General features: G+C 57.7%; 23 protein-coding genes and 2 pseudogenes. 8 read left to right on the forward strand and 17 right to left on the reverse strand.

Annotated elements, in window-relative coordinates; genetic code table 11:
- Positions 1–145 precede the first annotated feature (145 nt).
- Positions 146–556 carry a PilZ domain-containing protein gene (locus CFT65_RS08430; RefSeq protein ID WP_088827609.1) on the reverse strand — a complete coding sequence of 137 codons (411 nt, stop codon included), beginning with the start codon at positions 554–556 and terminating at the stop codon, positions 146–148.
- A 315-nt stretch (positions 557–871) separates the two neighbouring features.
- On the opposite strand from CFT65_RS08430, the gene rimO reads away from it, so the two are divergent.
- The gene (rimO, locus tag CFT65_RS08435; protein ID WP_088827610.1) at positions 872–2,218 is read left to right on the forward strand and encodes a 30S ribosomal protein S12 methylthiotransferase RimO; all 1,347 of its coding nucleotides are present in this window, start codon (positions 872–874) and stop codon (positions 2,216–2,218) included.
- 361 nt (positions 2,219–2,579) lie between these two features.
- Here rimO and gatB read toward each other — a convergent pair whose 3' ends face one another.
- The 3 genes from gatB to gatC all read right to left on the reverse strand — a co-directional run bounded on the left by gatB (position 2,580) and on the right by gatC (position 5,869).
- The gene (gatB, locus tag CFT65_RS08440) at positions 2,580–4,031 is read right to left on the reverse strand and encodes an Asp-tRNA(Asn)/Glu-tRNA(Gln) amidotransferase subunit GatB (RefSeq protein WP_088827611.1); all 1,452 of its coding nucleotides are present in this window, start codon (positions 4,029–4,031) and stop codon (positions 2,580–2,582) included.
- Positions 4,032–4,052: 21 nt separating this feature from the next.
- Entirely contained in the window at positions 4,053–5,510 is a 1,458-nt protein-coding gene (gene gatA, locus CFT65_RS08445; RefSeq protein ID WP_088827612.1) for an Asp-tRNA(Asn)/Glu-tRNA(Gln) amidotransferase subunit GatA, read from the reverse strand.
- A gap of 71 nt (positions 5,511–5,581) precedes the next feature.
- On the reverse strand, positions 5,582–5,869 hold the full coding sequence (gene gatC / locus CFT65_RS08450) for an Asp-tRNA(Asn)/Glu-tRNA(Gln) amidotransferase subunit GatC (RefSeq protein ID WP_008170132.1): 288 nt from the start codon (positions 5,867–5,869) through the stop codon (positions 5,582–5,584).
- A gap of 374 nt (positions 5,870–6,243) precedes the next feature.
- On the opposite strand from gatC, the gene CFT65_RS08455 reads away from it, so the two are divergent.
- Genes CFT65_RS08455 through CFT65_RS08485 form a run of 7 tightly spaced genes read left to right on the forward strand, consistent with a single transcriptional unit; the run spans position 6,244 to position 15,443 of the window.
- A complete protein-coding gene (locus CFT65_RS08455) occupies positions 6,244–7,284 on the forward strand; it encodes a rod shape-determining protein (protein WP_088828193.1) in 1,041 nt (346 codons plus the stop codon).
- 29 nt (positions 7,285–7,313) lie between these two features.
- Positions 7,314–8,210, forward strand: coding sequence for a rod shape-determining protein MreC (mreC, locus tag CFT65_RS08460; RefSeq protein WP_088827613.1), 897 nt, complete (start codon positions 7,314–7,316; stop codon positions 8,208–8,210).
- On the forward strand, positions 8,210–8,686 hold the full coding sequence (mreD, locus tag CFT65_RS08465) for a rod shape-determining protein MreD (RefSeq protein WP_088827614.1): 477 nt from the start codon (positions 8,210–8,212) through the stop codon (positions 8,684–8,686). The genes mreC and mreD overlap by 1 nt, the downstream gene beginning before the upstream one ends.
- A 2-nt stretch (positions 8,687–8,688) precedes the next feature.
- A complete protein-coding gene (locus CFT65_RS08470) occupies positions 8,689–9,294 on the forward strand; it encodes a Maf family protein (protein WP_088827615.1) in 606 nt (201 codons plus the stop codon).
- On the forward strand, positions 9,291–10,772 hold the full coding sequence (gene rng / locus CFT65_RS08475; protein WP_088827616.1) for a ribonuclease G: 1,482 nt from the start codon (positions 9,291–9,293) through the stop codon (positions 10,770–10,772). The genes CFT65_RS08470 and rng overlap by 4 nt, the downstream gene beginning before the upstream one ends.
- A 40-nt stretch (positions 10,773–10,812) precedes the next feature.
- The gene (locus tag CFT65_RS08480) at positions 10,813–14,568 is read left to right on the forward strand and encodes a YhdP family protein (RefSeq protein ID WP_088827617.1); all 3,756 of its coding nucleotides are present in this window, start codon (positions 10,813–10,815) and stop codon (positions 14,566–14,568) included.
- Positions 14,569–14,597: 29 nt separating this feature from the next.
- The gene (locus tag CFT65_RS08485) at positions 14,598–15,443 is read left to right on the forward strand and encodes a carbon-nitrogen hydrolase family protein (RefSeq protein ID WP_088827618.1); all 846 of its coding nucleotides are present in this window, start codon (positions 14,598–14,600) and stop codon (positions 15,441–15,443) included.
- 69 nt (positions 15,444–15,512) lie between these two features.
- On the opposite strand, the gene yjgA is transcribed toward CFT65_RS08485, so the two are convergent.
- From yjgA to kdsC, 13 genes and pseudogenes are all read right to left on the reverse strand, one after another.
- The gene (gene yjgA, locus CFT65_RS08490; protein ID WP_088827619.1) at positions 15,513–16,040 is read right to left on the reverse strand and encodes a ribosome biogenesis factor YjgA; all 528 of its coding nucleotides are present in this window, start codon (positions 16,038–16,040) and stop codon (positions 15,513–15,515) included.
- 15 nt (positions 16,041–16,055) lie between these two features.
- Complete coding sequence (gene mgtE, locus CFT65_RS08495; protein WP_088827620.1) at positions 16,056–17,417, reverse strand: magnesium transporter; 1,362 nt, start codon at positions 17,415–17,417, stop codon at positions 16,056–16,058.
- Positions 17,418–17,544: 127 nt separating this feature from the next.
- Positions 17,545–17,814, reverse strand: coding sequence for an HPr family phosphocarrier protein (locus CFT65_RS08500; RefSeq protein WP_088827621.1), 270 nt, complete (start codon positions 17,812–17,814; stop codon positions 17,545–17,547).
- A gap of 7 nt (positions 17,815–17,821) precedes the next feature.
- Positions 17,822–18,205 (reverse strand): annotated as a pseudogene (locus CFT65_RS08505) (RNase adaptor protein RapZ); the annotation flags it as partial.
- A 237-nt stretch (positions 18,206–18,442) separates the two neighbouring features.
- A protein-coding gene (locus CFT65_RS08510) for an IS3 family transposase (RefSeq protein WP_088826071.1) occupies positions 18,443–19,650 on the reverse strand; the annotation gives its coding sequence in 2 pieces (ribosomal slippage) (positions 18,443–19,323 and positions 19,323–19,650; 1,209 coding nt in all).
- A gap of 277 nt (positions 19,651–19,927) precedes the next feature.
- Positions 19,928–20,158, reverse strand: a pseudogene (locus tag CFT65_RS08515) (RNase adapter RapZ); the annotation flags it as partial.
- Between the two features lie 28 nt (positions 20,159–20,186).
- Positions 20,187–20,657 (reverse strand): PTS IIA-like nitrogen regulatory protein PtsN, encoded by a 471-nt coding sequence (gene ptsN, locus CFT65_RS08520; RefSeq protein ID WP_088827622.1) that lies wholly within the window; start codon positions 20,655–20,657, stop codon positions 20,187–20,189.
- Positions 20,658–20,744: 87 nt separating this feature from the next.
- The gene (hpf, locus tag CFT65_RS08525; RefSeq protein WP_088827623.1) at positions 20,745–21,053 is read right to left on the reverse strand and encodes a ribosome hibernation promoting factor; all 309 of its coding nucleotides are present in this window, start codon (positions 21,051–21,053) and stop codon (positions 20,745–20,747) included.
- Between the two features lie 101 nt (positions 21,054–21,154).
- On the reverse strand, positions 21,155–22,678 hold the full coding sequence (locus CFT65_RS08530; RefSeq protein WP_088828194.1) for an RNA polymerase factor sigma-54: 1,524 nt from the start codon (positions 22,676–22,678) through the stop codon (positions 21,155–21,157).
- 158 nt (positions 22,679–22,836) lie between these two features.
- Positions 22,837–23,562 (reverse strand): LPS export ABC transporter ATP-binding protein, encoded by a 726-nt coding sequence (gene lptB, locus CFT65_RS08535; RefSeq protein ID WP_088827624.1) that lies wholly within the window; start codon positions 23,560–23,562, stop codon positions 22,837–22,839.
- A complete protein-coding gene (gene lptA, locus CFT65_RS08540; protein ID WP_088827625.1) occupies positions 23,540–24,106 on the reverse strand; it encodes a lipopolysaccharide transport periplasmic protein LptA in 567 nt (188 codons plus the stop codon). The genes lptB and lptA overlap by 23 nt, the downstream gene beginning before the upstream one ends.
- The gene (lptC, locus tag CFT65_RS08545) at positions 24,090–24,674 is read right to left on the reverse strand and encodes an LPS export ABC transporter periplasmic protein LptC (RefSeq protein WP_088827626.1); all 585 of its coding nucleotides are present in this window, start codon (positions 24,672–24,674) and stop codon (positions 24,090–24,092) included. The genes lptA and lptC overlap by 17 nt, the downstream gene beginning before the upstream one ends.
- A complete protein-coding gene (kdsC, locus tag CFT65_RS08550; RefSeq protein WP_088827627.1) occupies positions 24,671–25,219 on the reverse strand; it encodes a 3-deoxy-manno-octulosonate-8-phosphatase KdsC in 549 nt (182 codons plus the stop codon). Before kdsC ends, lptC begins: the two co-directional genes overlap by 4 nt.
- Positions 25,220–25,238: the final 19 nt, after the last annotated feature.

Raw genomic sequence — 25,238 nt, forward strand, 5'->3', positions numbered from 1 at the left:
CCGTGCGGGCCGTTTTGGCTATGCGAATGAATACGGCAACTATATCAGAGGGGGTAAGGGCATAAGAAGATGACCAACTAGACATTGGCGTTATAACAATATAGCAGCGGCGGGCTCTCGGCCTCAGGGTATCGGAGGGATAAGCTCAGGCCGGATTGCGGGAGTCGGCCAGTAATTTTGCCACGTAGCGGTCGACGTAATCGAAGCCGTTGCCTTCAAACTCTGCGAACTGGATGCCGAGCTGAAATTCATCCCGTGCGATGCGTCGCATGTGAACGATGTTGCCCTCGGCAATAATGGAAACCGGTTGGGTGGCAACGACCGGTACGGCGAATCGTGTCTTCACGGCAATCCAGTTGCCGGGCGCCGGAGCCTTTTGCTCGGGAATGAGCTCCTTCACCGTTTCCTGGTTACAGGAAATCATCACGCCCGTGCGGGAGAGGTTGGATACCGAACAGGTCAGGCAGCAGCCGTCCGATTTCTCAATAGTAATGTCGGTGGCTACGTCCACTCGCTGTTGGTTGCGCAAATTCAGTTTGGCGGCGACAGGTTTCATTTTGACTCTTCTGGCGTGTCTGGTTGCGAATGATGCTGCCTTTCCCATAAATCCCTTCCAGAAAAACACTTAAACGCATGATAAGCGCAAAAAAGTGTAGTTGTTTACTTTGTGATCAGCAAGAAGCCTGCCGTCTATAGTGGCAGAATTGTTAAATCTTTCTGAACAAGGTGTCACAAAATTTGATGTCTGTCAGATTATTCCACTGGTTTTATTGGTCGGACTTTTGCTGCAGCCGGTCCCGTAGCTGGTGTAAAATGCAGCCCTTCATTCATTTGTGGGCTCATGCCGAGCTCCGGGAATTTCAAGCCTTTTATGACAGACAACACCCAGAACCCCGCCGCCTCCGGTAACGGCAAAGTCGGCTTCATCAGCCTCGGTTGCCCCAAGGCCCTCGTAGACTCCGAACGCATCCTCACCCAATTGAGGCTCGACGGTTACGATGTTGTGCCGACTTATAACGACGCTGATGTTGTTGTGGTCAACACCTGCGGCTTTATCGACGCAGCCAAGCAGGAATCCCTGGACGCCATTGGCGAGGCCATAAGCGAAAACGGCAAGGTCATTGTTACCGGTTGTATGGGTGTTGAAGCCGACAAGATCCGCGACACCCACCCCGGTGTCTTGGCCGTTTCCGGTCCCCACGCCTACGAGGAAGTGGTTGGTGCTGTCCACCAGTTCGTGCCCCAGACGAAACAGCACGATCCATTCACCGATCTGGTTCCGCCGCAGGGAATCAAGCTGACCCCGCGGCACTATGCCTACCTCAAGATATCCGAGGGCTGTAACCACCGCTGCACCTTCTGCATCATTCCCTCCATGCGCGGTGATCTGGTCAGTCGGCCAATTGGTGATGTGATGGACGAAGCCCAGCGCCTGGTGGATGCCGGTGTAAAGGAGCTGTTGGTCATCTCCCAGGACACCTCGGCCTACGGCGTCGACACCAAATACCGCACCGGCTTCTGGCAGGGGCGACCGCTCAAGACCAAGATGCAGTCACTATGCGAAGCGCTCGGCGAAATGGGTGTGTGGGTACGCCTGCACTACGTTTATCCCTATCCCCATGTCGACGACATCATTCCCCTGATGGCCGAGGGAAAAATCCTGCCGTACCTGGACATCCCGTTCCAGCACGCCAGCCCGAAAGTCCTCAAGGCCATGAAACGCCCGGCCCACGACAGCAAAACCCTGGAGCGCATCCGCAAGTGGCGGGAAATCTGCCCCGAGCTGACCATCCGCTCCACGTTTATTGTCGGCTTCCCGGGCGAAACCGAGGAAGACTTCCAGTACCTGCTGGACTGGCTCGACGAGGCTCAGTTGGATCGGGTAGGCGCGTTCAAGTACAGCCCGGTGGAAGGCGCCAGGGCCAACGAACTGGAAGGCGCGGTTTCGGAGGAAGTAAAAGAAGAGCGTCTGGCCCGCTTCATGGAAAAACAGGCGAAGATCTCCGCAGCTCGTCTGCAGGCCAAGATTGGTCAGACTATCGACGTGCTGATTGATGAGGTTGACGAGGAAGGTGCGATTGGTCGCTCAAAGGCCGATGCGCCGGAGATCGACGGCATGGTTTACCTCAATGATGAGACCGACCTTGTTCCAGGCGAAATTGTTCAGGCGGTTGTTGAGCATGCCGATGAGCATGATCTCTGGGCTCGGCTTCTTTAATGATGATCGAGTTGGCCACCAAGGCCTCAGAATCTTCAGATATCGGGGATAAACAGGCCGGATGGATCAGATTAGTAGGTCGGATTAGGCAAAGCCGTAATCCGACAAAGAAGTGGGTCACTCAGCGATGGCGGATTACGCTTCGCTAATCCGACCTACGGTAGTTTCTTTCATGCGTTTTCCGGAGGGTATCACGCCCTGGCAGGTGACTTCTCCCGAAAATGTCTGTGGCCAAGGATGGCCACAGCCAAGCGCACATGGATGTGCTCGTAGCGTTTTTCGGGAGAAGTTACCTGCCGGGGCTGCCCCCAACCAATCAGGCTAGGGCCGAAACAAGAAGTCCCGACCCAAGATGGCGGCCTTATCCCCCCAGCTTGCGAACAAGAATCTCGTTGAACAGCTTGGGGTTCCCCTGGCCTTTAGAAGCTTTCATCAGAGGCCCCATGAAGCCACCAAGCATCTTCTTGCGCTTCTTCGGATCCTCTTCATTCTGATACTGCGCCACCTGATCCGGCATGCCGGTCAGAACCTCATCCACCATCGCCTCCAGGGCGCCGGTATCAGAAACCTGCTTCAGGCCCTTGGCGTCGATAATTGCGTCGACATTATCGTTCTCGCCAGACCAGAGTGCCTCGAACACCTTCTTCGCTCCGGCAGACGAGATCGTATTGTCGGCAATCCGCACTACCAGATCACCCAATTGAGCGCCGGTGATCGGCGAGTCGGCCACCGATTTCTCCTCCGCATTCAGTCGGGCAGAGAATTCGCCCTGGATCCAGTTGGCTACCAGTTTTGCGTCTTTGCCCTGGCTGGCCGCTTCTTCAAAGAAAGTGGCCAGTTTCGAGTCGCCGCTGAGCAGGCCGGCGTCGTAGTCATTCAGACCGTACTGCTCCATAAAGCGGGCTTTGCGAGCGTCCGGCAGTTCCGGAAGGCTGTTGCGAGCTTCCTTAATAAAGGAATCATCGATTTCCACCGGCAGCAGGTCCGGGCAGGGGAAGTAGCGGTAGTCGTTGGCTTCTTCTTTGGTGCGCATCGAGCGCGACTCGTCGCGGTCGCCGTTGTACAGGCGGGTCTCCTGCACAATAGTGCCGCCGTCTTCCAGAATGTCCATCTGCCGCTCGACTTCGTGGGCGATGGCCTGTTCCATGAACCGGAACGAGTTCAGGTTCTTGGTCTCGGTCCGTGTGCCCAGAGTGTCGGAGCCCTTGGGCTTCAGGGAAATATTGACGTCGAAACGCATGGAGCCCTGGGACATATCGCCGTCGCAGATGCCCAGGGACGTCACGATGCTGTGCAGCTTCTTGGCAAAGGCAACGGCTTCTTCCGCGTTGTTCATATCCGGTTCGGTGACCACTTCGATCAGTGGGGTGCCGGCGCGGTTAAGGTCGACGCCAGTCATGCCGTGGAAGTCCTCGTGCAGGGATTTGCCGGCGTCCTCTTCCAGGTGGGCGTGGTGAATGCGAACGCGCTTGGAGTCACCGTTCGGCAGATCAATGTCCACGAAGCCGGGACCGACAATCGGCCGCTCCAGCTGCGTGGTCTGGTAGCCCTTGGGCAGGTCCGGGTAGAAGTAGTTCTTCCGCTCGAACATGGAGCGGCGCTCGATCTCCGCATTCACTGCCAGGCCAAACATGACCGCGTAGCGGAAAGCCTGCTCGTTGGGGACCGGCAGCGTGCCGGGCATGGCCAGGTCAACGGCGTTGGCCTGCGTGTTAGGCTCGGCGCCGTAAGCGGTGCTGGAGCCTGAAAAAATCTTGGTCTTGGTGGCGAGCTGAACGTGAATTTCCAGCCCGATCACAATGTCCCACTGCATAGTCTTTCTCCTGTCCCGGGCTTATTGCGGTTCACGCTGGTGCCAGTCGGTCACCTGCTGGAATTGATGGGCGGCATTCAGCAAACGGGCCTCGGAGAAATAATCCCCGATGATCTGAAGACCCACCGGGAGACCGTCCACGAAACCGGCCGGTACCGACATGGCCGGAACACCCGCCAGGTTGATGGCGATAGTGAATACGTCTTCCAGGTACATGGTCACAGGATCGCTGGTCTTCTCGCCCTGGATAAACGCAGGCGAGGGCGTGGTGGGGCTCATCAGCACGTCCACTTCCTTGAAGGCATTGATAAAATCCTGCTGGATCAGCCGCCGAACCTTCTGGGCCTTGAGATAATAGGCATCGAAATAGCCGGCGGAGAGAGCGTAGGTGCCCACGAGAATCCGACGTTTCACCTCGGCGCCAAAACCCTCCGCGCGGGAGCGGGTGTAAAGATCCATCAGATCCTTCGGATCTTCACAGCGATAGCCATAACGGACCCCGTCAAAACGGGACAGGTTGGCGGACGCCTCTGCTGGAGCAATTACATAGTAGGCAGCAATCGCCAGCTTCGCGTTTGGCAGCGACACCTCTTTAACCGTGGCGCCCAGCTTCTCGTATTCCTTTACTGCGTTGCGAACCTGCTGCTCCATTGCCGGGCTTAGCTGATCGCTGAAATACGCCTTGGGCAGGCCGATCTTCATACCTTTAAGCGGTTCGTTCAGCGTCGCGGTGTAATCCGGCACCTCCCGGTCAATCGACGTCGAATCCTTCGGATCAAAGCCTGCCATCACATTCAGCATCAGCGCATTATCCTCTGCGCTCCGGGCAATCGTACCGCCCTGGTCGAGACTGGAGGCAAAGGCAATCATCCCGTACCGGGACACCCGGCCATAGGTCGGCTTCAGCCCGGTAACACCACACAGCGCCGCCGGCTGACGGATCGAGCCACCAGTGTCCGTGGCGGTAGCCGCCGGAATCAGTCGAGCGGCAACCGCCGCTGCCGACCCGCCAGAAGACCCGCCTGGCACTCGCTTATTGCCCTCGCTCAATCCCCATGGGTTAGTCACCGCACCGAAATAACTGTTCTCGTTGGACGACCCCATGGCGAACTCGTCCATGTTGGTCTTGCCCAGACACACCGCACCCGCCTGGCGGAAATTCGCCGTAACGGTGGCGTCGTAAGGCGGAACAAAGTTCTCCAGCATCTTAGAACCACAAGTGGTCCGAACGCCGTTGGTACAGAAAATGTCCTTATGCGCGAACGGAACCCCCGTCCACGGCGTCGCATTTCCGGCTGCCCGCTTCTCATCCGCTACCCGGGCATCGGCCAGAGCCTGCCCTTCGATCACGGTAATAAAGCTGTTGTACTTCGAATCTTCCCGCTTGATGCGGTCGAGGAACTCCTGGGTCAGCTCCACGCTGGACACCTGGCCGCTCTCCAGGTCCCGGGAAAGCTCTGCTACGGATTTGTTATGCATGATGAATCCTGAAATCGCTGTTCGTCAGATCGTTCAATTCCCATGAATCATTCGATGGCTCACCCAAAGGGTTATTCGATCACTCTCGGAACCAAATAAAGGCCGTTCTCGGTAGCCGGCGCAATCGCCTGGAACGCCTCCCGCTGATTGGTCTCGGTTACTTCGTCAGCTCGCAGACGCTGGACTGCATTCAACGGGTGGGCCATAGGCTCAACCGAATCGGTGTCGGCGGCACCCAACTGATCGACCAGATCCAGGATGTTGCCCAGATCCTTCTCCAGCGCCGAAACCTGCTCGTCGTCCACACGAATGCGGGCGAGTACAGCGACTTTCTCAATGTCCTCACGGGAAATGGTCACGCATTGCCTCCCAGGTAAGTGAAATGTCGGTAATAAATCTTTTGAAAACGCGGGCCAATCCTGAGCTTCGGGGCCGTTCGGGGAATCCTTTTTAAAACTGTAGAGGGCCATGGATGGCCCGAAACAAGCCCACAGGGATGTGCTCGTAGCGTGTTTTGAAAAGGATTCCCCGAATGGCCCTTCACCAGGGCCAGAAAACCAAAGCGAGTATGGTAACAGATTCGAACAATGGCGGGAGGCCCCAGCCCATAAGGTAAATGTGTGAACCGTAAGGCGTGAGGCCCGTTAGCGCCTTGCCTGCAGGGGTGCTCACTGCTAAAGTTGCCGCATCTTTTCTTTGCGACTGCAACTCTCAGGTTGAAACTACACGAATGTTGATAAAAAGACTCCGAGGCATCTTCTCCAGCGATCTGTCCATCGACCTGGGCACCGCCAATACCCTGATCTACGTGCGTGAGCGCGGAATCGTGCTGAACGAGCCCTCGGTAGTGGCCATTCGCACCAACAACTCCCAGAAAATGGTTGCCGCTGTCGGCGCCGAAGCCAAGCGCATGCTTGGCCGCACACCGGGCAATATCACTGCCATCCGCCCCATGAAAGACGGGGTAATCGCAGATTTTGTGGTAACCGAAAAGATGCTGCAGCACTTTATCCATAAAGTGCATGAGAACAGCTTCATTACCCCGAGCCCGAGAGTGCTGGTGTGTGTTCCCAGCAAGTCCACCCAGGTAGAGCGCAAGGCCATTCGCGAATCCGCCCTTGGTGCCGGCGCCCGGGAAGTCTTCCTGATTGAAGAACCCATGGCTGCTGCCATTGGTGCCGGTCTGCCGGTTGAAGAAGCCAGCGGCTCCATGATTGTGGACATCGGTGGTGGTACCACCGAGATCGCCATCATTTCCCTGAACGGCATTGTTTATGCGGAGTCTGTGCGTGTTGGCGGTGACAAGTTCGACGAAGCCATCGTCACCTACGTGCGCCGCAACTACGGCAGTCTTATCGGTGATTCGACCGCCGAGCGTATCAAACATGAAATCGGTTGCGCCTATGAGGGTCTCGACATCCGCGAGATTGATGTGCGCGGTCGCAATCTTGCCGAGGGTGTGCCCCGGGCGTTCACCCTCAACAGCGAAGAAATTCTTGACGCTCTGCAGGAATCCCTGGCGCAGATCGTTCAGACCGTCAAGAGCGCTCTCGAGCAGTCTCCGCCCGAACTGGCATCTGATATTGCCGAGCGCGGTATCGTTCTGACCGGTGGCGGCGCCCTGTTGCGCGGGCTGGATAAACTGATCAGCGAGGAAACCGGCCTGCCGGTAATCATTGCTGAAGACCCGCTGACCTGTGTGGCCCGTGGTGGTGGCAAGGCGCTGGAAGTGATTGATCGGGGTGGCATCGGAATGTTCTCCCAGGAGGGATAATCCTGTGGGGAGGGCTCGCCATTAAAACCATCTTTGTCCAGGGGCCTGTTCCCGGCTTCAGACTCCTCATCGTTCTTCTCGTATCGGCAGCCCTGGTGGTTGCCGATGCGCGTTTCGACAAGCTCTCAACGGTGCGAAGTACCATTGCAACCGGTCTGGCACCAGTTTACTGGCTGGGGAACGCGCCCTACGAATTTTCCGACTGGTTCGCTGGATTGTTCGAAAACAAACAGGATCTTCAGGAAGAGAATGAAGATCTTCGGGCCCGTTTGCTTATCCTCGAGCGTCGCGCCCTGAAATACGCTGCTCTCGCTTCCGAGAACAACGAGCTGCGCCGCCTGATGAACTCGTCTGAAGTGCTGGATGATCGCGTCATCGTTGGCGAGGTGGTCGGCGTTTCCCCGGATCCTTTCTCCCACGAAATTATCATCAATAAGGGCCGTAGCGATGGCCTGTCGCCGGGTCAGGCCATCCTCGATGCCCATGGTCTGATGGGGCAGGTGGTCCAGAGCAGCCAGATCACCTCTCGCGTCTTGCTGGTCTCCGATAGCAGCCACGCCGTACCCGTGGAGGTTGTGCGCAACGGGTTGCGGGCGATACTGCTGGGTACCGGCGATACCGATACCCTGGATCTCGTTCATGTGCCGGACACGGCGGATATCCGTGAGGGCGATCTGTTGGTCAGCTCCGGCCTTGGTGGCCGGTTTCCAAGGGGCTATCCGGTCGCCGAGGTCAGCCGCATTTCCAAGGAGCCGGGCGAACCCTTTGTTTCCATTGAAGCCACGCCCAAGGCTCAGCTGAACCAGAGCCGTCTGGTGCTGGTGGTTTTCCCGCCTGAAAACGCCGACCCGATCGAAGTCGAGACGGATGGGGGCGAGCCGGTCGTCAATGTTGGGGAAGAGAGCAGTCAGGGAGGGCAGGACTGATGTTATCGGTAATCAGCTATCCGGTTTTCGTACTCTCCGTGATCGTTGCCCTCGTGTTCAGCATCTCCTTGTTTCCGGTGGGCTGGTTCGAGTTCCGCCCTGAGTGGCTGGGCTTGGTGGTTTTCTATTGGACGTTCCGGGCGCCTGCCCAGTTCGGCATCGTGCTGGCCTGGTGTCTTGGCCTGCTGCTGGATGTGCTGGAAGCCACCCCCCTTGGCGTGAACGCCATGGCCATGGCGCTGATCGCCTTTCTGGTGTTAACCATCCATCAACGTTTGCGCATGTATCCGATGCCCCAGCAGTGCCTGATGGTGTTCCTGTTGCTGGGCATCAACCAGATGCTGGTGCATTTCGTGAAGCAGCTGCTGGGTGCCGATGACGCCGGTTTCAGCTATCTCTGGCCGGCCCTGACCAGTGCGCTGGTGTGGCCGGTATTCTGTATCCTGCTGGACAACATTAACCGCAAACTGGGTTAGCCATGGCATCAATCATTCTCGCTTCGGCTTCGCCACGCCGGGCGGAGCTGTTGCAGCAAATTGGCCTGAATTTTTCGGTTCGCCCGGCGGACATTGATGAAACACCGGAGCCCGATGAAACCCCGGAACAGTATGTCGAGCGACTGGCTCGGGAGAAGGCGCTGGCTGTGGCCGGGTCTTCGCCGGAATGTCTGGTTCTGGGGTCAGATACCTCCGTGGTGCTGGACGGCAAGATACTCGGTAAGCCGACAGACCCGGCAGTTGCCCGGGAAACCCTGGCCCGCCTCTCCGGTGCGACCCACCAGGTCATGACGGCCGTGGCGCTGGCCACTGAAGGGCAATGCGAGTCAGTCCTGGTTATTACCGAGGTCTGTTTCAGGCTGCTTTCTACCGCCGAGATCGAAGCCTACGTTGCCAGCGGCGAACCCATGGACAAGGCCGGAAGTTATGGAATTCAGGGCCTTGGTGGTATTTTTGTTAGTGAGCTCCGGGGTAGCTACAGTGCCGTGGTTGGTCTGCCGCTGCAGGAAACCGCCGCATTGCTGGCTGGTGCCGGTTACCCGGTCTGGAAAAACTGGCCGCGCAGTCTGGAGAGCCAAACATTATGAGCGAAGAGATTCTTATCAACGTCACCCCGGTGGAAACGCGGGTGGCCCTGGTTGAAAACGGCATGCTGCAGGAAGCTTACATAGAACGCACCAGCAGGAAGGGCATTGTCGGTAACATCTATAAGGGCAAAGTGGTGCGTGTTTTGCCAGGCATGGAAGCGGCGTTCGTCGATATTGGTCTGGAACGGGCTGCATTTATCCATGCCTCCGATGTGGTTCCGAGTCAGTCCAATGGCGATGAGCCTGCAGATACCCCTAAAACCGTTCCCGATATTCGAAGTCTGCTCCGTGAGGGGCAGTCTTTGGTTGTTCAGGTGACCAAGGACCCAATTGGAACCAAGGGCGCTCGCCTGACCACCCAGCTTTCGATTCCGTCCCGGTATCTGGTGTTTATGCCGGGTGTCAGTCACGTTGGTATTTCGCAGCGGATTGAGGACGACACCGAACGGGCGCGCCTGAAAACCCTGGTTGAAGAGGCCGCAGCGGAGGATAAGGATGTTCAGGGTGGTTATATCATCCGGACGGCCGCGGAAGCCGCTCCCCCTGAGGACCTGATTGGCGATATGGCCTATCTGCACCGGTTGAGCCAGTCCATCCATGAGCGGATTGCCCGGGTTCAGGCGCCGGCAGTTGTGTACCAGGATCTGCCGCTGTTCATTCGTACCATCCGTGACCTGATCAGGCCGCAGACCGAAAAGGTACGAATCGACAGCCGAGAGAGCCACCAGAGGGTGATGGAGTTTGTCGAAGAGTTCGTTACGGAATTTGCCGACAAGGTGGAGTACTACCCGGGCGAACGGCCCATTTTTGACCTTTACTCGGTGGAAGACGAAATCCAGAAAGCCCTTAGCCGAAAGGTTCAGCTCAAGTCCGGTGGTTATGTGATCATCGACCAGACCGAAGCCATGACCACCATCGATATCAATACCGGGGCGTTCGTCGGGCATCGAAACCTGGAAGAAACCATCTTCAAGACCAATCTGGAAGCGGCCCGGTCCATCAGTCGTCAGCTGCGCCTGCGAAATCTGGGCGGCATTATCATTATCGATTTTATCGACATGGAAGATCCGGAGCATCAGCGCCAGGTGCACCGGATGCTGGAAAAGATGCTGGAGCGGGATCACGCCAAGACCAAGATCACCGGGGTGTCCGAGCTGGGCCTGGTGGAAATGACCCGCAAGCGCACCACCGAGAGTCTTGGCCAGGTGCTTTGCGAACCCTGCCCGATCTGTGACGGACGCGGTTTCCTGAAAACCACCGAAACCGTTTGCTATGAAGTCTTCCGGGAAATTTTGCGGGTAAATCGCGCCTACGATGCCGAAAGCTATCTTGTGATGGCTTCCCAGAGTGTAGTAGATCGCCTGCTGGATGAAGAGTCGGACAATGTGGCCGATCTTGAAACCTTTATCAGCAAGACCATTCGCTTCCAGGTGGAGCCGTTCTACAGCCAGGAGCAGTACGATGTTGTTCTGCTCTGACCCCGGGAACGTGTGCCGGGTACTGGATTAAGGGGCCCGGATGTCCTCTGCTGATCACGAACCGCCGCTTCCGGAGAACCTGCCCGAGAGTCCTCCCGTTCGGCTATTGGCGCGGCTGGCCAGCCTGATCTGGTGGATGCTGTTGACGCTGCTCGTGTTGCTGGCCCTGTACGCAGGGCTCGGTCGCCAGTTGACCCAGAACGTGGACAACTTCCGGGAAGATCTGGCGCGCGAGCTTTCAGATCGGCTGGGTCACGATGTCACCATCGGGGGGCTTTCCTCCCAATGGTACTGGCTGGATCCCTCGTTCACGGTCAGTGACATCCAGATCAGTCATCCTGATACCGGAATTGTTGTTGCCGACCTTCAGCACCTGAATATCCGCTTTGATGCGCTCGCTTCGCTGACGCGCCTGAGAATCGTGTTTGAGGATTTTCAGGCCGACGGCCTGGAACTCACTGTGAATCAGGAGCGCGGCGGCGATGTGGCGGTCCGGGGTGCTGAGATTCCGGAACCTGTCAGTAACCAGCTTCAAGAATGGCTGGAGCTTGCCGGCAACTGGCTGTCCGACCCCTATGTCAAGATTACCCGCGTTAATCTGGGTATCCGGGACAATCAGGGCAATCTTCGCCACCTGGACATTCCCCAACTGGATCTGGACTACCGGCGCGGGCTCTTCCATGCCTCAGGCCGGGCCATGCAGTCCGGTACTACCCAGCAGCTGGCCAGCTTTGCCCTGGTAGGCCGGCACTTTTTCCGGGGCGATTTCACCGGCCAATTGTATCTTGATGTGGATTCGGGCCGGCTGTTCGACGGATTGATCGACGAATACCAGTGGCGGACGCTCCGGGTGGAAGGGTTCGATCTTGGCGGTGAGGCCTGGCTAACGTTTCGCAACGGCCTTCTGCAACAGGTGACCGGAACGGTTCGAACACCTTATCTGCAATTGGGTGTCGGGTATGAATCCCTGGCGCCCCTGGAAGACATCCAGGCAAGATTTGGCTGGCGTCGCCACGACAGTGTGATGACCGATGAGACCCTGGTCGAGTCCGGCGCATTTGCTCTCGGGGAGTGGCATCTGAAGCAGCTCCAGTGGACCTGGGACGGCGATGTGGTTTCTCCTTTCAGTCTCCGCCTGGCGCCCTCGGAGGGAGGTATGTCCGTTATTGCCGATGCCCTGCCGCTTGCGCCCACCCGCCGCCTCGCAGCGCGGCTTCCGTTATTGCCGGAGCGCGCACTCAGGGCTTTGCGAGACTATCGGCCCGGCGGCTATCTGGATCAATTGAACATCTTCTTCCCCGAGGGCGCACCGGAGGACTTTGAGCTCTCCGGACGTTTGCGTGAGGTCAGTGTCAGAGCCCACGGCGGCGCACCGGGCGTCACCGCGGTGAACGGAGACATCTTTCTGGACCGGCAGAAGGGTTATGTTCGGGTTGCGGCCGGAGAGTCGCCTGTCTCTCTCGAGTTTCCCAGGCTTTTCGGTGGCGCCTGGTCATTCCCGGTGTTCGAGGGCGCGGTGGCCTGGCAGCTGGATGGCGCCATTACCCGGGTGTTTTCAGATGGTGTTCGGATGCGTTACGGCGAGACCACAGAACTCGACGGTGCTTTTGATCTGAGGATGGACCGCGAGGGCGAGGATAACCTTGGTCTGAGGGTTTCGGTGAAAAACGGCAACGCCGGAATGCTGGCAGATTTTGTTCCGGTCAAAGCGGTCAACCAGGGGTTGTATGATTGGCTCACCACGGCCATTCTCGAGGCAGATATCACCTCGGGAACCTTCTTCGGCCACGGCCAGATAGGCCCGGATGCGCCGAAGGGGGCTTTCGTGACCTCGATGATCTTTGAATTTGATCAGGCATCCGTCCGCTATGATGACGCCTGGCCGGAAGTCACAGGTGCCCGGGGCAATGTCAGGGTTCATAATGGAAACACCCTGGTCCGTCTCGAGTCAGGCCGGACCGGAGGCCTGGACCTTGGATCCGGAAACGTCCGTGTTATTCCGTCAGATCAAGGTACCCGGATAAAGGTGGATGCCTCGGCTCTGGTGCCCGGTGAGTCGGTTGGTTACTGGATGGAGAACAGTCCATTGGGTGACATCGCAGGGACTGAGGCACAGAAACTGCAGTATGACGGTGAGTATCGACTGGATCTGGGTATTGATCTGCCGCTGGGTTCTGAACAGCCGCCTGTGGTTGAGGCGAGTATTGATGTCGAGAAGGGGGCAGTATCCTATCAGGCTGCAGGGCTAGCCTGGCAATCGGTTCGTGGTGAGCTGACCTATCACAGTGAAGACGGATTCTCCGGCGGCCCCCTGGCTGCGGAATTTTTCGGTGAGCCGGTAACCATAGCCTTCAGCAAGGCTCGCGCCGGGAATGCGCTCAGCATTCGCCAGTCCGGCTCGCTCCTCGTGCCCGAGGTTTTCGCCAGGGCTGGGCTGTCAACCGACTCCGGCTTTGGCCTGCAGGGCAAGGTCGCCTATACCGCGGAACTGGAAGTGGGGGCCCAGTCAACGTCCGGTATCCGTGTGCGCTCCAGTCTCGAGGGTTTGGCAGTTGACTGGCCAGAACCGCTGTCAAAAACAGCGAGTGAGGCGGCGCCGTTGCGGGCGACCATCAATCCATCCGCCAGTGGCGGCCTTGGGATTGCCGGCGACTGGGCGAACCGGGCCACTTTCGATCTGTTGTGGAAGGAGACCGGATTTGATTTGCGCCTGGATCGCCTCCATGTCGGTACACAGGTCCTGAACGACATCGATATAAACGCGCTCGATCTTGATGATCGTTGGGTGGTTAACACCAGTTCGCAACGCGCAGAAGGCCGCTTGGTAATCCCGCAGAACGGCGATACCGTGAAGGCCGATTTTCAGCGGCTTCGGCTTGTTCGCAGCGAGGCACCCCGTGATGATTCGCCGGAATTACTGACGCTGGAAGAGCAGTTGGAAGCCTTCCGGGCGCTGGATATGGGCAGCTGGCCCGAGATTGATGTGTCGATCGTTGAACTTCAGCTGAATGAGGAATCCCTCGGTCAATGGGCTTTCCGGCTTCGCCCCGAACCCTTCCGGTTGAAAGTGAATGACATAGAAGGTCGCCTGAATTCCTTGACGCTGTTGGGGGATATGACCTGGAGCATCGTCGGCGACCGTGAAACGAGCCGGTTCAAGGGCTCAATCAGCGGCGGTGCGCTGGCAGATCTGAATAAACTGTTAAATACCGAGATGCCGGTCACCAATCAGGGCACCAACATCGAGCTGGATCTGGAGTGGCCCGGCCGTCCGGATGAGTTTTCCATACCGGAGCTCAGTGGCTCGGTTAGCCTCAGACTGGATGAGGGTGTGATCCTCGAACGAAACAACACGGCCCAACTGTTCCGGGTCTTCAACCTGCTGAACTCCGATACACTATGGCGCCGGCTGAAGCTCGACTTTTCCGATCTGTATGAGCGTGGTGTGGCTTTTGACGCGATCTCGGGCAAGGCACAGATTATCAATGGGTTGCTGACTATGGATCCGGAACTGCAGATTGCGGGGCCGTCAGGGGCCTTCAAGCTCAGTGGCACGACCAATATGGCCAGCGAGGAGCTGGATATGCGGCTTGTGGTTGTGTTACCGCTGACCCAGAACCTGCCATTGGCGGCACTCCTCATGGGGGCAGGAGCGCCGATTGGTGGTGCTTTGTTTGTGCTGGACAAGATTCTGGGTGATCCTTTGAGCAGACTGACCAGCGCAACCTACAGTGTGACCGGCACGTGGGACGAACCGGAAGTGGACCTGCAAAGGGTATTTGACACCGGCGAATAACTTTTCGTTTGGCAACATCGGAGGCAGTCATGAGCAAGCGTGTTTCCAACCGGGTCGCAGCCATCCAGATGGTCAGCGGTCATGATATCGAAGCCAACCTGGCGGAAGCACAGCGGTTGCTGGCGGAGGCCGCTGGACAGGGAGCGTCTGTTGCGGTGCTGCCAGAGAATTTCGCGGTATTGGCAACCAGCCAGATGATTGAGTGTGGCCGCAAGGAAGCCGGCACAGAACCCGTTATCCGCACATTCCTTGCGGAACAGGCCCGTAAACTGGGTATGTGGATTGTCGGTGGATCAATGCCCGTGGCCAAGCGCCCGGACGGTTCGGAGATCGCGGACCGGGTCCGCGCAACCTGCCTGGTGTTTGACGATCAGGGCCGGGAAGTGGCCCGCTACGACAAGATTCACCTGTTCGATGCCATGGTAGAAGACGCCCATGGCCAGTACCGGGAATCCGACACCTTTGAGCCCGGCGAGCAGGTGGTCACAGTGGATACGCCGGCGGGGAAGTTGGGTCTGGCTATCTGTTACGATTTGCGCTTCCCGGAAATTTTCCGGTTATTGCGAGAGCAGGAGGTGGACTGGATTTGCCTGCCAAGTGCCTTCACCTGGCAGACCGGCGATGCCCACTGGTACCCGTTGATCCGGGCACGAGCCATCGAGAATCAGGTTTGGGTGGTGGCACCGGGGCAGGGCGGCCAGAACAGCACGCGGCGCCGGACCTATGGCCACAGCCTGATCTGTGATCCCTGGGGCCGTGTGGTGACGGAAATGGGAGAAGGCCCGGGGCTGGTTACCGCCGAGCTGGACTTGGAGCAGGTGGCCAAGCTGCGCACTCAGATGCCGGTATGGGGGCACCGTCGGCTCAAAGGTTGAAGGCAGTGGAAGTGGGGTTAGAAGAACGTTTCTTCTGCCCCTCTGATTCATGCCCGGTAATTCACAAATTCACGCTGCCTCTGCGTCATCGATGCATTCCCGGAGATAGCGAAACAGTTTCCGGGCCTGGCCGGTGTTTTTCTGCTTCTCGACATCCTTGCGGGCGTTGCGGGCCAGGTTTCGCAGGTGCTGCATATCGGCACTGGGGCAATAACTGAAGAACTCGCCAACCACGGAATCGCCATCGGCAATCATCCGGTCCCGCCAGCGCTCCGCCAGATGATGCCGACGGGTATGTTCCTCGCTACCGGCATCAAAAGCGTCGATGGCTTTCGCCAGGGCTTCTGGATCGTCTTCCTGACGGATCACCTTGCCGATGTATTGCAGGTGCCGGCGCTTGGCCTCGTTCTGGCGGATGCGCCGGGATTCTTCGATGGCAGCACGAAGAGTGTCGCTGATCGGCAGCGTTTCCAGCTGATCATTGCTCAGATCGAGCATCCGCTTGCCAAGGTCCTGCAGGGCGTGCATTTCCCGTTTTAGCTGCGATTTGCTGGGGCCGTCGTATTCCGGCGCGTCGTTGTCTTGATGGTCTTTCATAAATCCGAGATCCGCTTAAGCGTAGAAAATCGTGGCAAGGCCAAGAAAGGCCATGAAGCCAACCACATCTGTGACGGTCGTCAAAATCACGCTACCGGCCAGGGCCGGGTCGATATTGCGCGATTTGAGAAACAGTGGCAGAACCGTTCCCACAAACGCGGCGGCCACCAGGTTGATCACCAGTGCGGCTGCAATGATGGCACCGATCAGCACGTCCTGGAACCAGAGCATGGCGGCGCCTGCCACCACGGCGGCCCAGAGCAGGCCGTTAAGTATCCCGGAAAGGAACTCCCGGTTAAGCAGCCAGCCAACGTTAGCACCGCTGATCTGACCCACTGCCATGCCCCGGATGACCAGGGTCAGGGTCTGGCTGCCGGCAATACCGCCCATGCTGGCAACAATTGGCATCAGCACTGCAAGCGCCACCACTTTGGCAATGGTTTCTTCAAACAGACCGATCACGGCGGATGCGGTCAGTGCCGTAATCAGGTTGATGCCAAGCCAGACAGCACGGCGACGGGTGGTTTTCCACACCGGCGCGAAGGTATCCTCGTCTTCATCCAGGCCGGCCATGCTCATCAATGAATGGTCGGCATCCTCCCGGATAACGTCAACCACGTCATCGATGGTGATGCGACCCAGCAGTCGGCCTTCCTCATTCACCACCGGCGCCGAGATCAGGTCGTAGCGTTCAAACAGTGTCGCTACCTTGGTGTCGGAGAGGCTTACGGGAATAGGCTCGATGTCGGTATCCATCACTTCCCGCACGGTGGAGGCAGGGTTGGATACCAGCATTTTGGTAATGGGCAGCATGCCAATGAAATCGTCCCGCCGGCTGACCACGATCAGGCTGTCGGTCATGGGTGGCAGAGTGCGGTGCCGGCGCAGGTAACGCAGCACAACGTCAATGCTGATGTCCGGACGCACCGTAATGGTGTCCGTGTTCATCAGACCGCCAGCGGTGTCCTCCGGGTAGGAGAGCACTTCCTCCACCCGTTGACGGTCCTGCTCGTCCATGGTGTCCAGAACTTCCTGGATCACCGTATCCGGTAGCTGCTGCAGCAAGTCGGCGAGGTCGTCCGACTCGAAATCCTCGATGATATCCGCCAGTTCCTGGGCGTTCAGCTGGCTCAGGAAGTAACCACGGATATCGTCGCTCAGATACTGGAGAACTTCCCCTTCCAACTGCTTGTCGACGAGGTTCCACAGCAGGGCGCGCTGCCGGGGCGGGGAGGATTCCAGCAAATGGGCAATATCACTGGGGCTCAGGCCACCGTTCAGGATGCGGGCAACCTGCTTCAGTGCGCCACTGTCCAGGGCTTCGCTCAGGGAGCGAAGGCGCTGGCGGGCCTGGCTTTTTTCCAGAATATCGGTCATGAATCACCCGGCGTCAGAAAACGCCTGTATTATAGCGGAGTTAGGCGCAATCGGTGAGGCTGTGTTGTAGGTTTTTTTACTCGGGGACAGATGAAAAAGGGGTCAGAGTGAACTGGCCCCATCTTAATTATTCGCCTTCGCCGAAATAGTCGTTGATCAGTTCCACCAGTGCCTCGATGGCCTGTTCTTCGTCCGGTCCCTCGGCAATCAGCTCCACATCAGTCCCTTTGCTGGCGGCCAGCATCATCACCTGCATGATATTCTTGGCGTCGACATCCCGGCCCTTGCCGCTGATTCGCACGGCGCTGTCGAATTCGGATGCCGTGTTGACGAGCTTCGCCGTAGCACGCGCGTGCAGGCCCAGTTTGTTGATAATTGTAATCGGGCGGCGAATCATGGTTCGATCAGATCTCTTCCCGGGTCTGGAGGTGTGGCAGTTCGGTATGGCGAACCTGCACATTACTGTACCGTTGCCGGAAGTATTCACCCAATTGCTCGCATACGTAGACTGACCGGTGCTGGCCGCCGGTACAACCAATGGAAATCGTCATATAGCTTCGGTTGCTGTCGGCGAAAGAGGGCAGCCAGGTATCCAGAAATGCCTTCAGGTCTTCGATCATCTTCCGGCTTGCCGGTTCTTTTTCCAGAAATTCGATCACCGGCTGATCCGTACCGACGTATTTGCGCAGGCTCGTGTCCCAGTAAGGGTTCGGCAGACAGCGGACATCAAAGACGTAGTCGGAATCCAGAGGCACCCCGTGTTTAAAGCCAAATGATTGGAACAAAAGGGTCTGATTCGACGACGTTGCTACATGTCCGCAGTCGTACATGACATGCGGTGTTACATACAGTCGAAGCTGAGAGCTCAGCATCTCTCGCTGTATGCTCGAGTGAGTCTGTCATCACTACGATGCTTCTGCGGTGCGTGGACGTGCAGAGCGCTGTCGCGTCAGAAGATGATTCACGATACCGTTCCTGAGCGCGTATCTCCTCGATGTGTTGCCCCCGCTAAACCAGACACCACCTCATTCATTTGATGCCAGTTCCGCCCGGTATTCCCAGGGCGATTTCATTTTCAGTCCCTTGTGTGGGTGACTGCGGTTATAGTCCTCGATCCATTCCGGCAACTTCGCCATCACAGAGGCGGCGTCGGGAAGATCGTTCAGGTAAATATAGTCCCTTTTGAACGTCTTCACGAAGGCCTCAGCCATGCCGTTGCTCTGCGGGCTTCTCACAGGCGTAGTGCACACCACAAAGCCCAGAGAAGATGCGAACGCTCGCGTTTCTTTGGCAATGTAGCAGCTGCCATTGTCCGTCAGCCATTCCAGCGGGTGTGGAACATGCTCTGACTGGCCGAAGCGGTATTCCAGGCTTTCCAGCAACAGGTCCTGGACCATCTCAGCGGTGACTCCCCCGGTCGTCGCCACATAGCGCATCAGTTCCCGATCACAGCAGTCCAGGCTGAAGGCCACGCGAACCACCTCCTTATTCCAACAGCGGATCTCGAAGCCGTCTGAGCACCAACGGAGGTCCGGCTTCAACGTAATGACCTGGCCGTTGTGACAACGCTCCTGAGGCCGGCCCGTGTAACGGGGCAACAACAGCCCATCCTGCTTCATCAGCCGGTACACACGCTTGTGGTTCACTCGCTCATCGTTGGCTGCAAGCAACCGATTCAAGCGTGCCGTAATCCTTCGATAGCCATTGGCCGCACGGACTTCACACAGCTCTCTGATAACCGGCAAATGCCGGTCATCGTCCTGTTTTTTGTATCTGGGACATCTACCTTTCTGGCGGCCGTGAAGGCGATCCAGAAGGTTGGAGCGCGATACCTTCAGTACCTCCGCTACCCGCTTCAGAGGGTATCGTCCGGTGGCAGCAACGGCATGCGCGAGATCAACTTTTTTGACTGAGCCACCTCCAGAGCTTCCCGGAGTATTTCAGCTTCCATCGTCTTGCGGCCCAACATCCGCTCCAGGTCCCGAACCTTTTTGTTCAGGGCCTTCACCTCGGATGCACTGACAACCTCATCACCGGATTCAATCGCGGACATGCCACCGTCTTTCATCAGCTTCTTCCAACGGAACAACAGACTTGCTGATATACCATGACGTCGCGCTACAAGCGACACTGACATGCCTGGCCGCTCACACTCAGCAACCATGAATGCCTTCTCCTGTGCGGAATACCGGCGACGACGTTGCACTCCGGTTATGACTTCGATTCTCTCCACCTTGGACACTCCTTTGCACTAGGTCTATGCCTAGGCCTTTGCTTCTACCAAGGTGTCCGGTTTAAATGGGGGCTACTACAAGGGCAGTCTGATCTTCGACGACGACGTGCTACATGTCCGCAGTGTACATGGATGCGGTGGTGTACAGGTCGGAGTGGAGAGGGTCAGCAGATCTCGCTGGTATGGCTCCGGAGTGAGGTCTGTCACTACGGATGCTCTGCGGTGCGTGGACGTGCAGAGCGACTGCTCGTCGGGTCAGAGATGATACGGTCCTGAGGCGGTATATCTCCTCGAAATTGGCCAGCTCCCCGGACAGGTTGCGGGCATCGATACTGACCGCCATCTTGCCCAGTCGACCAGGCTTGGTCTGGCTGGCTGCTTCCCGGGTAAGGGGGAAGAGCAGACCAATGGGAAGATTGTCGATGCAATAGAACCCGAGGTCCTCCAGCACATGAAGTGCGGTACTCTTGCCCGAACCGGACCTGCCACTGACGATAATCAGCTTCATGACCACCTTACCTCCACTGCAATGAATATCATCCGCCCGAGGCGGTCATGCGCTGGTACAGCGTACTGGCGTCCTCGCATTGCCGGAGGCGATCACAGAACGACCGCTCATTGAACTTCTCGGCCAGTTGGCTGAGCAGCTCCAGATGTTCGCTGGTAGCCTCTTTCGGGACGATCAGGGCAAAAATCAGATCGACCGGCTGATTGTCGATTGCATCGAACTCCACGCTTTCTTCAAGCGTCATCAGCACGCCCACCACGTGATCAAGTCCCTCCAGGCGGCAGTGGGGAATGGCGATTCCCTGTCCAATGCCGGTGCTGCCCAGGCGCTCACGGGAAATCAGGTTGTTGAAGAGCTGGGTCTCGCTGAGCGTGTTGTCCTGATGGTTTATTTGCTCGGCAATAAACTCCAGGGCCCGTTTCTTGCTGGACGCAGGTACCCTGCAGAGGGTGAGCTCCGGAGCAAGAATGTTGTCTATGGTCAGGGATGTGTCGCTCATGGATCGACTGCGTTTCCGTTAAAAAAAAGGCTGCGACACGTTGCTCATGTCGCAGCTCGATTAGATGACTTGCATGAAAACAACCAGTTAGCGAGAGCCGTTTCCGTGCATCCGGTCTACATTCTTTTCCTTATGCTTGAGGATCTGGCGGTCCAGCTTGTCGATCAGGGAGTCGATGGCCGCATACATATCCTCGTTTTCTGCCTTTGCGTGAATCTCACCACCAACCACGTGCAACGTGGCTTCCGCAATCTGGCGCACCTTTTCCACTTCCAGGGTTACCTGGCAGTTACTGATGTGGTCAAAGTGACGCTCGAGCTTCTCGAACTTCTCTGAAACATAATCCTTCAGTGCGGGAGTCAGTTCTACGTGATGGCCTGAAATATTGAGTTGCATAGGCGTCTCCTGTTGTCATCATGCCGGCTCCCGGGAGCCGGTCTGGGTGCTGACGCATTGTGCGCCGGCGAATATGGTATTGCGTCCCGCCCCAGGGGTATTCAGACCAATCGCTTGCGCTCGTTAGACGGCGGAATGTGCATGGCCTCCCGATACTTGGCAACGGTGCGTCGCGCAACCTTGATTCCCTGTTCCCCTAGCATGGCTGCAATTTTACTGTCGCTCAACGGCTTTTTCGGCGTTTCGGCGGCAATCAGCTTCTTGATCATCGCGCGAATGGCCGTGGAAGAGCATTCCCCGCCCTCGTCAGTGCTGACATGGCTGGAGAAGAAATACTTCAGTTCGAATATGCCCCGGGGGGTATGCATGTATTTCTGGGTCGTTACCCGTGAAATCGTCGACTCATGCATTTCTACCGCCTGGGCGATGTCTGAAAGGATCAGCGGCTTCATCGCTTCTTCGCCGTGATCCAGGAATCCCTGCTGGTGCTCGACAATGCGGGTCGCCACTTTTAGCAGGGTCTCATTGCGGCTTTGCAGGCTTTTGATAAACCACTTGGCCTCCTGCAACTGATCGCGCAGGTAAGTGTTGTCTGCACTGCTGTCCGCACGCCTTATAAGTGAAGCATAGCTGGCATTCACCCGGATGCGCGGAGCAATTTCCGGATTCAGCTCAACACGCCAGCGACCATTGTGCTTGCGAACGATGACGTCTGGGATGACGTAGTCGGGTTCGGCGCGGTCAATAACGTCGCCCGGACGCGGATTCAGGCCGGTGATCAGCGCCAGGACCTCCCGCAATTGGTCTTCTTTCAGGCGGCTGCGGCGCAGCAACTGGGCGTAGTCCCGGTTGCCCAGCAGGTTGATGTAGTGAGTGATCACCAGTCGTGCCTGGGCCAGCCAGGGCGTTTCCGGTGGTAGCTGGTTAAGCTGGATCAGCAGGCATTCCTGAAGATCCCGGGCGAAAACGCCAGGAGGGTCAAAATGCTGCAGTCGGTGAAGAACCGCTTCCACTTCATCCAGCTCAAGGGGGTCCTCGTCGTTTTCATCCAGCATCCCGGCATGGATCTCTTCCAGGGCACTTGTCAGATAGCCGCGCTCATCCACCGCGTCCATCAGGGCATGTGCAATGGCCTGATCCCGTTCACTCAGTGGGGTCAGATTGAGCTGCCATTCCAAGTGATCCTGAAGCGTTTCAGTGGGCGAGTTACGGGTTTCGAAATCGTGATCGTTTTCGTCGTCATTGCGGGCTGCAGGAGCAGGGGCGGACTGGTATATGTCGTCCCAGGCAGTGTCTACCGGCAGATCGTCCGGAATATTGTCCGGAATTTCGTTTTCAGAGGACCAGTCCGGGCCGTTTTCGGATTCGTCCCAGTCTTTGGACGGTTCCGGCGCAGTTTCAGCGGCAGACTCGGTGGCGTTGGCTTCGCGCTCGTCATTAGCGGTAGCAGCGTCTGTTGTCTGGTCGTCGTCCTCGGAGGTCTCCAGCATGGGGTTGGATTCCAGTGCCTGCTGGATTTCCTGTTGGAGGTCGAGGGTAGAGAGCTGGAGAAGCCGGATCGCCTGTTGCAGCTGGGGTGTCATGGTCAGGCTCTGACCCAGCTTTAACTGTAAGGAGGCTTTCATAACCATGGTTCAGGATCCGTCACTCATCAGCGCTTTGTGTCATAAGTTGTGAAAAAAATCTTTATATGTCGGTTACTTGCCGTGATTTAACTTTACCCTAGCAAGTTCTTTGCCGAGTTTACTTGCTACAGGTCATCAAAACAATGAGCCATTCGGTGTCACAGCCTGAATTCGTCGCCCAGGTAGACTTCCTTGACCTGCTGGTTGGCAAGGATCGCCTCGGCATTGCCGGAGGCGATGATGTGGCCGCCGGACACTATGTAGGCGTTCTCGCAGATGTCCAGGGTCTCGCGCACGTTATGATCGGTAATCAGCACGCCGATACCCTTGTCCCGCAGGTGCCGGATGATGTGTTTGATGTCACTCACGGATATGGGGTCGACACCGGCGAAGGGCTCATCCAGAAGGATGAAGGCCGGCTCCATGGCAAGGGCTCGGGCGATTTCGACCCGTCGGCGTTCGCCGCCGGACAGTGCCATGCCAACACTGTCCCGGATATGGGTGATGTGAAACTCCTCCAGCAACTCCTCGAGCTTTTTCTCCCTATCGGCCTTGCTCAGACCCTGGCGGGTTTCGAGGATGGCCATGATGTTGTCGCGTACCGATAGTTTGCGGAATACCGAGGCTTCCTGGGGCAGGTAACCGATGCCTTGCTGGGCACGGCCGTGCATGGGCAGAGGAGTAATATCCCGGCTGTCGATGGTGACCCGGCCACGATCGGCGGGCACCAGCCCCACGATCATGTAGAAGCAGGTGGTTTTGCCGGCGCCGTTGGGGCCAAGCAGTCCGACGATTTCCCCACTGCGGATCTCCAGGGAGACATCGAGCACCACTTTTTTCTGCTTGTAACTCTTTGCCAGATTACTGGCTCTCAGAACTGCCATCGGATTCCTGTCTGTCAGAACGTCTGTCGGCGCTGCGTGGCTGAATTACCATCTCTACCCGGCCGCTGCCTTCGCCCGTGTCTGCGCCGCCTTCAGCGGTCACAACCCGGCCAGCGGTATCATAATGAATGACGTCGCCGCGGAACAGATTGCCATTCTGCTCGATGACCGCTTCCCGTTCAAAGGTCAGCCGGCTGTCGGTGGCAGACCAGGTAATGTTCAGTGCGCGGGCGTCGGTTTCGCCTTCGCCCTCTCGGGCCGGCTGCCGATATCTCGCCGGAGTGCCGGTGGCCTCGATCCGGCTGAGGCCGCCCTCTGTCCGGTACAGCACCACCCGTTCTGCGTTCAGGCGGGTATTGCCCTGCTCAAGCTCTACATCCCCGGTGTAAGTGGCAATGCCCTGGCCGTCGTCCAGGCGGGCGTTGTCGGCTGTGACCTTGATGGGGGTGTCGGAATCAAGGTCGAAAGCGGCCGCCGGGCCGGCCATCGCGACCGTCAGCAGGGCAGCCAGCAGGCTCCGGTATCGGTTAGTTTCCGGTTTCATAGCGTCCTTCCACCTGGGAGTTCAGTTCCAGAATCCGCTCGTCTATCCACGCCTTCATGCCCGTGGCCCGGGTAACACCGGTAACGTCGCGTATTTCTACGGGTGCGTCTGTATATACCATGCCCCGGTCGTTATCCAGGGTCAGGGTTGATGTTGTCAGGATGGCGTCCCGTTCGCCAATAGTGCGCTGAATCCGGACATTGTCCGTCAGGTACACCAGATTCTGGTTTTGCAGCAGGCTGCCATTCTCGGCTTCAACAATCCAGGGAAGGGCATCCTCGCCGCCATACAGCTCGGCTCGGGGGGATTCCATGGTGGCCAGATTGCCTTCCTCAAACTGTTCAATGCGGGGGCTGGAGAACCGGATCTTCAGGTTGCCCGATTCGTCGAAGGATGTGTACCGGCCATTTACCACGAAGCCGTCCGGTTCCGCATCGCCTCGCAGAGCCGCTGCGTCATCATCAATGACCGGCGGCTCATCGCTTTGCCAGAGCAGAAAGACCGCTGCCACCAGGGTGCCTGCCAGCGCCAGTGTGCGCAGCCAGGGCCGGTCCGAGGCCCAGTTCACGCCTCAGGCTCCAGATAGGGCGCGAGCGCTGCGTCCAGCTTGCCATGGGCAGTCAGCAGCAGATCGCAGGCTTCCCGCACTGCGCCTTCGCCACCGCGGGCCCGGGTGCAGTAATCGGCATGTTGCTGCACCAGCCAATAACCGTTGGGCACGGTGATGCCGAGCCCCGCGAATCTGAGCGCCGGCAGGTCTGGCAGATCATCGCCCATGTAAGCGATGGCCTCGGGGCTGATATCCATAGTGCTGACCAGTTCCTGCAAGGCCACTTTCTTGTCCTCACGCCCCTGCATCAGATGCGGGATGCCCAGATCCCGCATGCGCTTCTCGGTCAACGGCGACTGCCGCCCGGTGATAACGGCCACGGTAATGCCGGCTGCCATGAGTTGCTTGAGTCCCAGACCATCCAGGATATTGAACGCCTTGAGCTCATCGCCTTTGGCACTGAAATAGAGTTTGCCATCGCTCATGATGCCGTCGACATCCAGGGCAATCAGGCGGATCTTGGCGGCTTTTGCCAGCAGGGAGTCCGACCATTGGTGCTTCATGTCAAATAGCTCCTCATAG

The sequence above is a fragment of the Marinobacter sp. es.048 genome, from assembly GCF_900188435.1.
Classification (GTDB): domain Bacteria; phylum Pseudomonadota; class Gammaproteobacteria; order Pseudomonadales; family Oleiphilaceae; genus Marinobacter.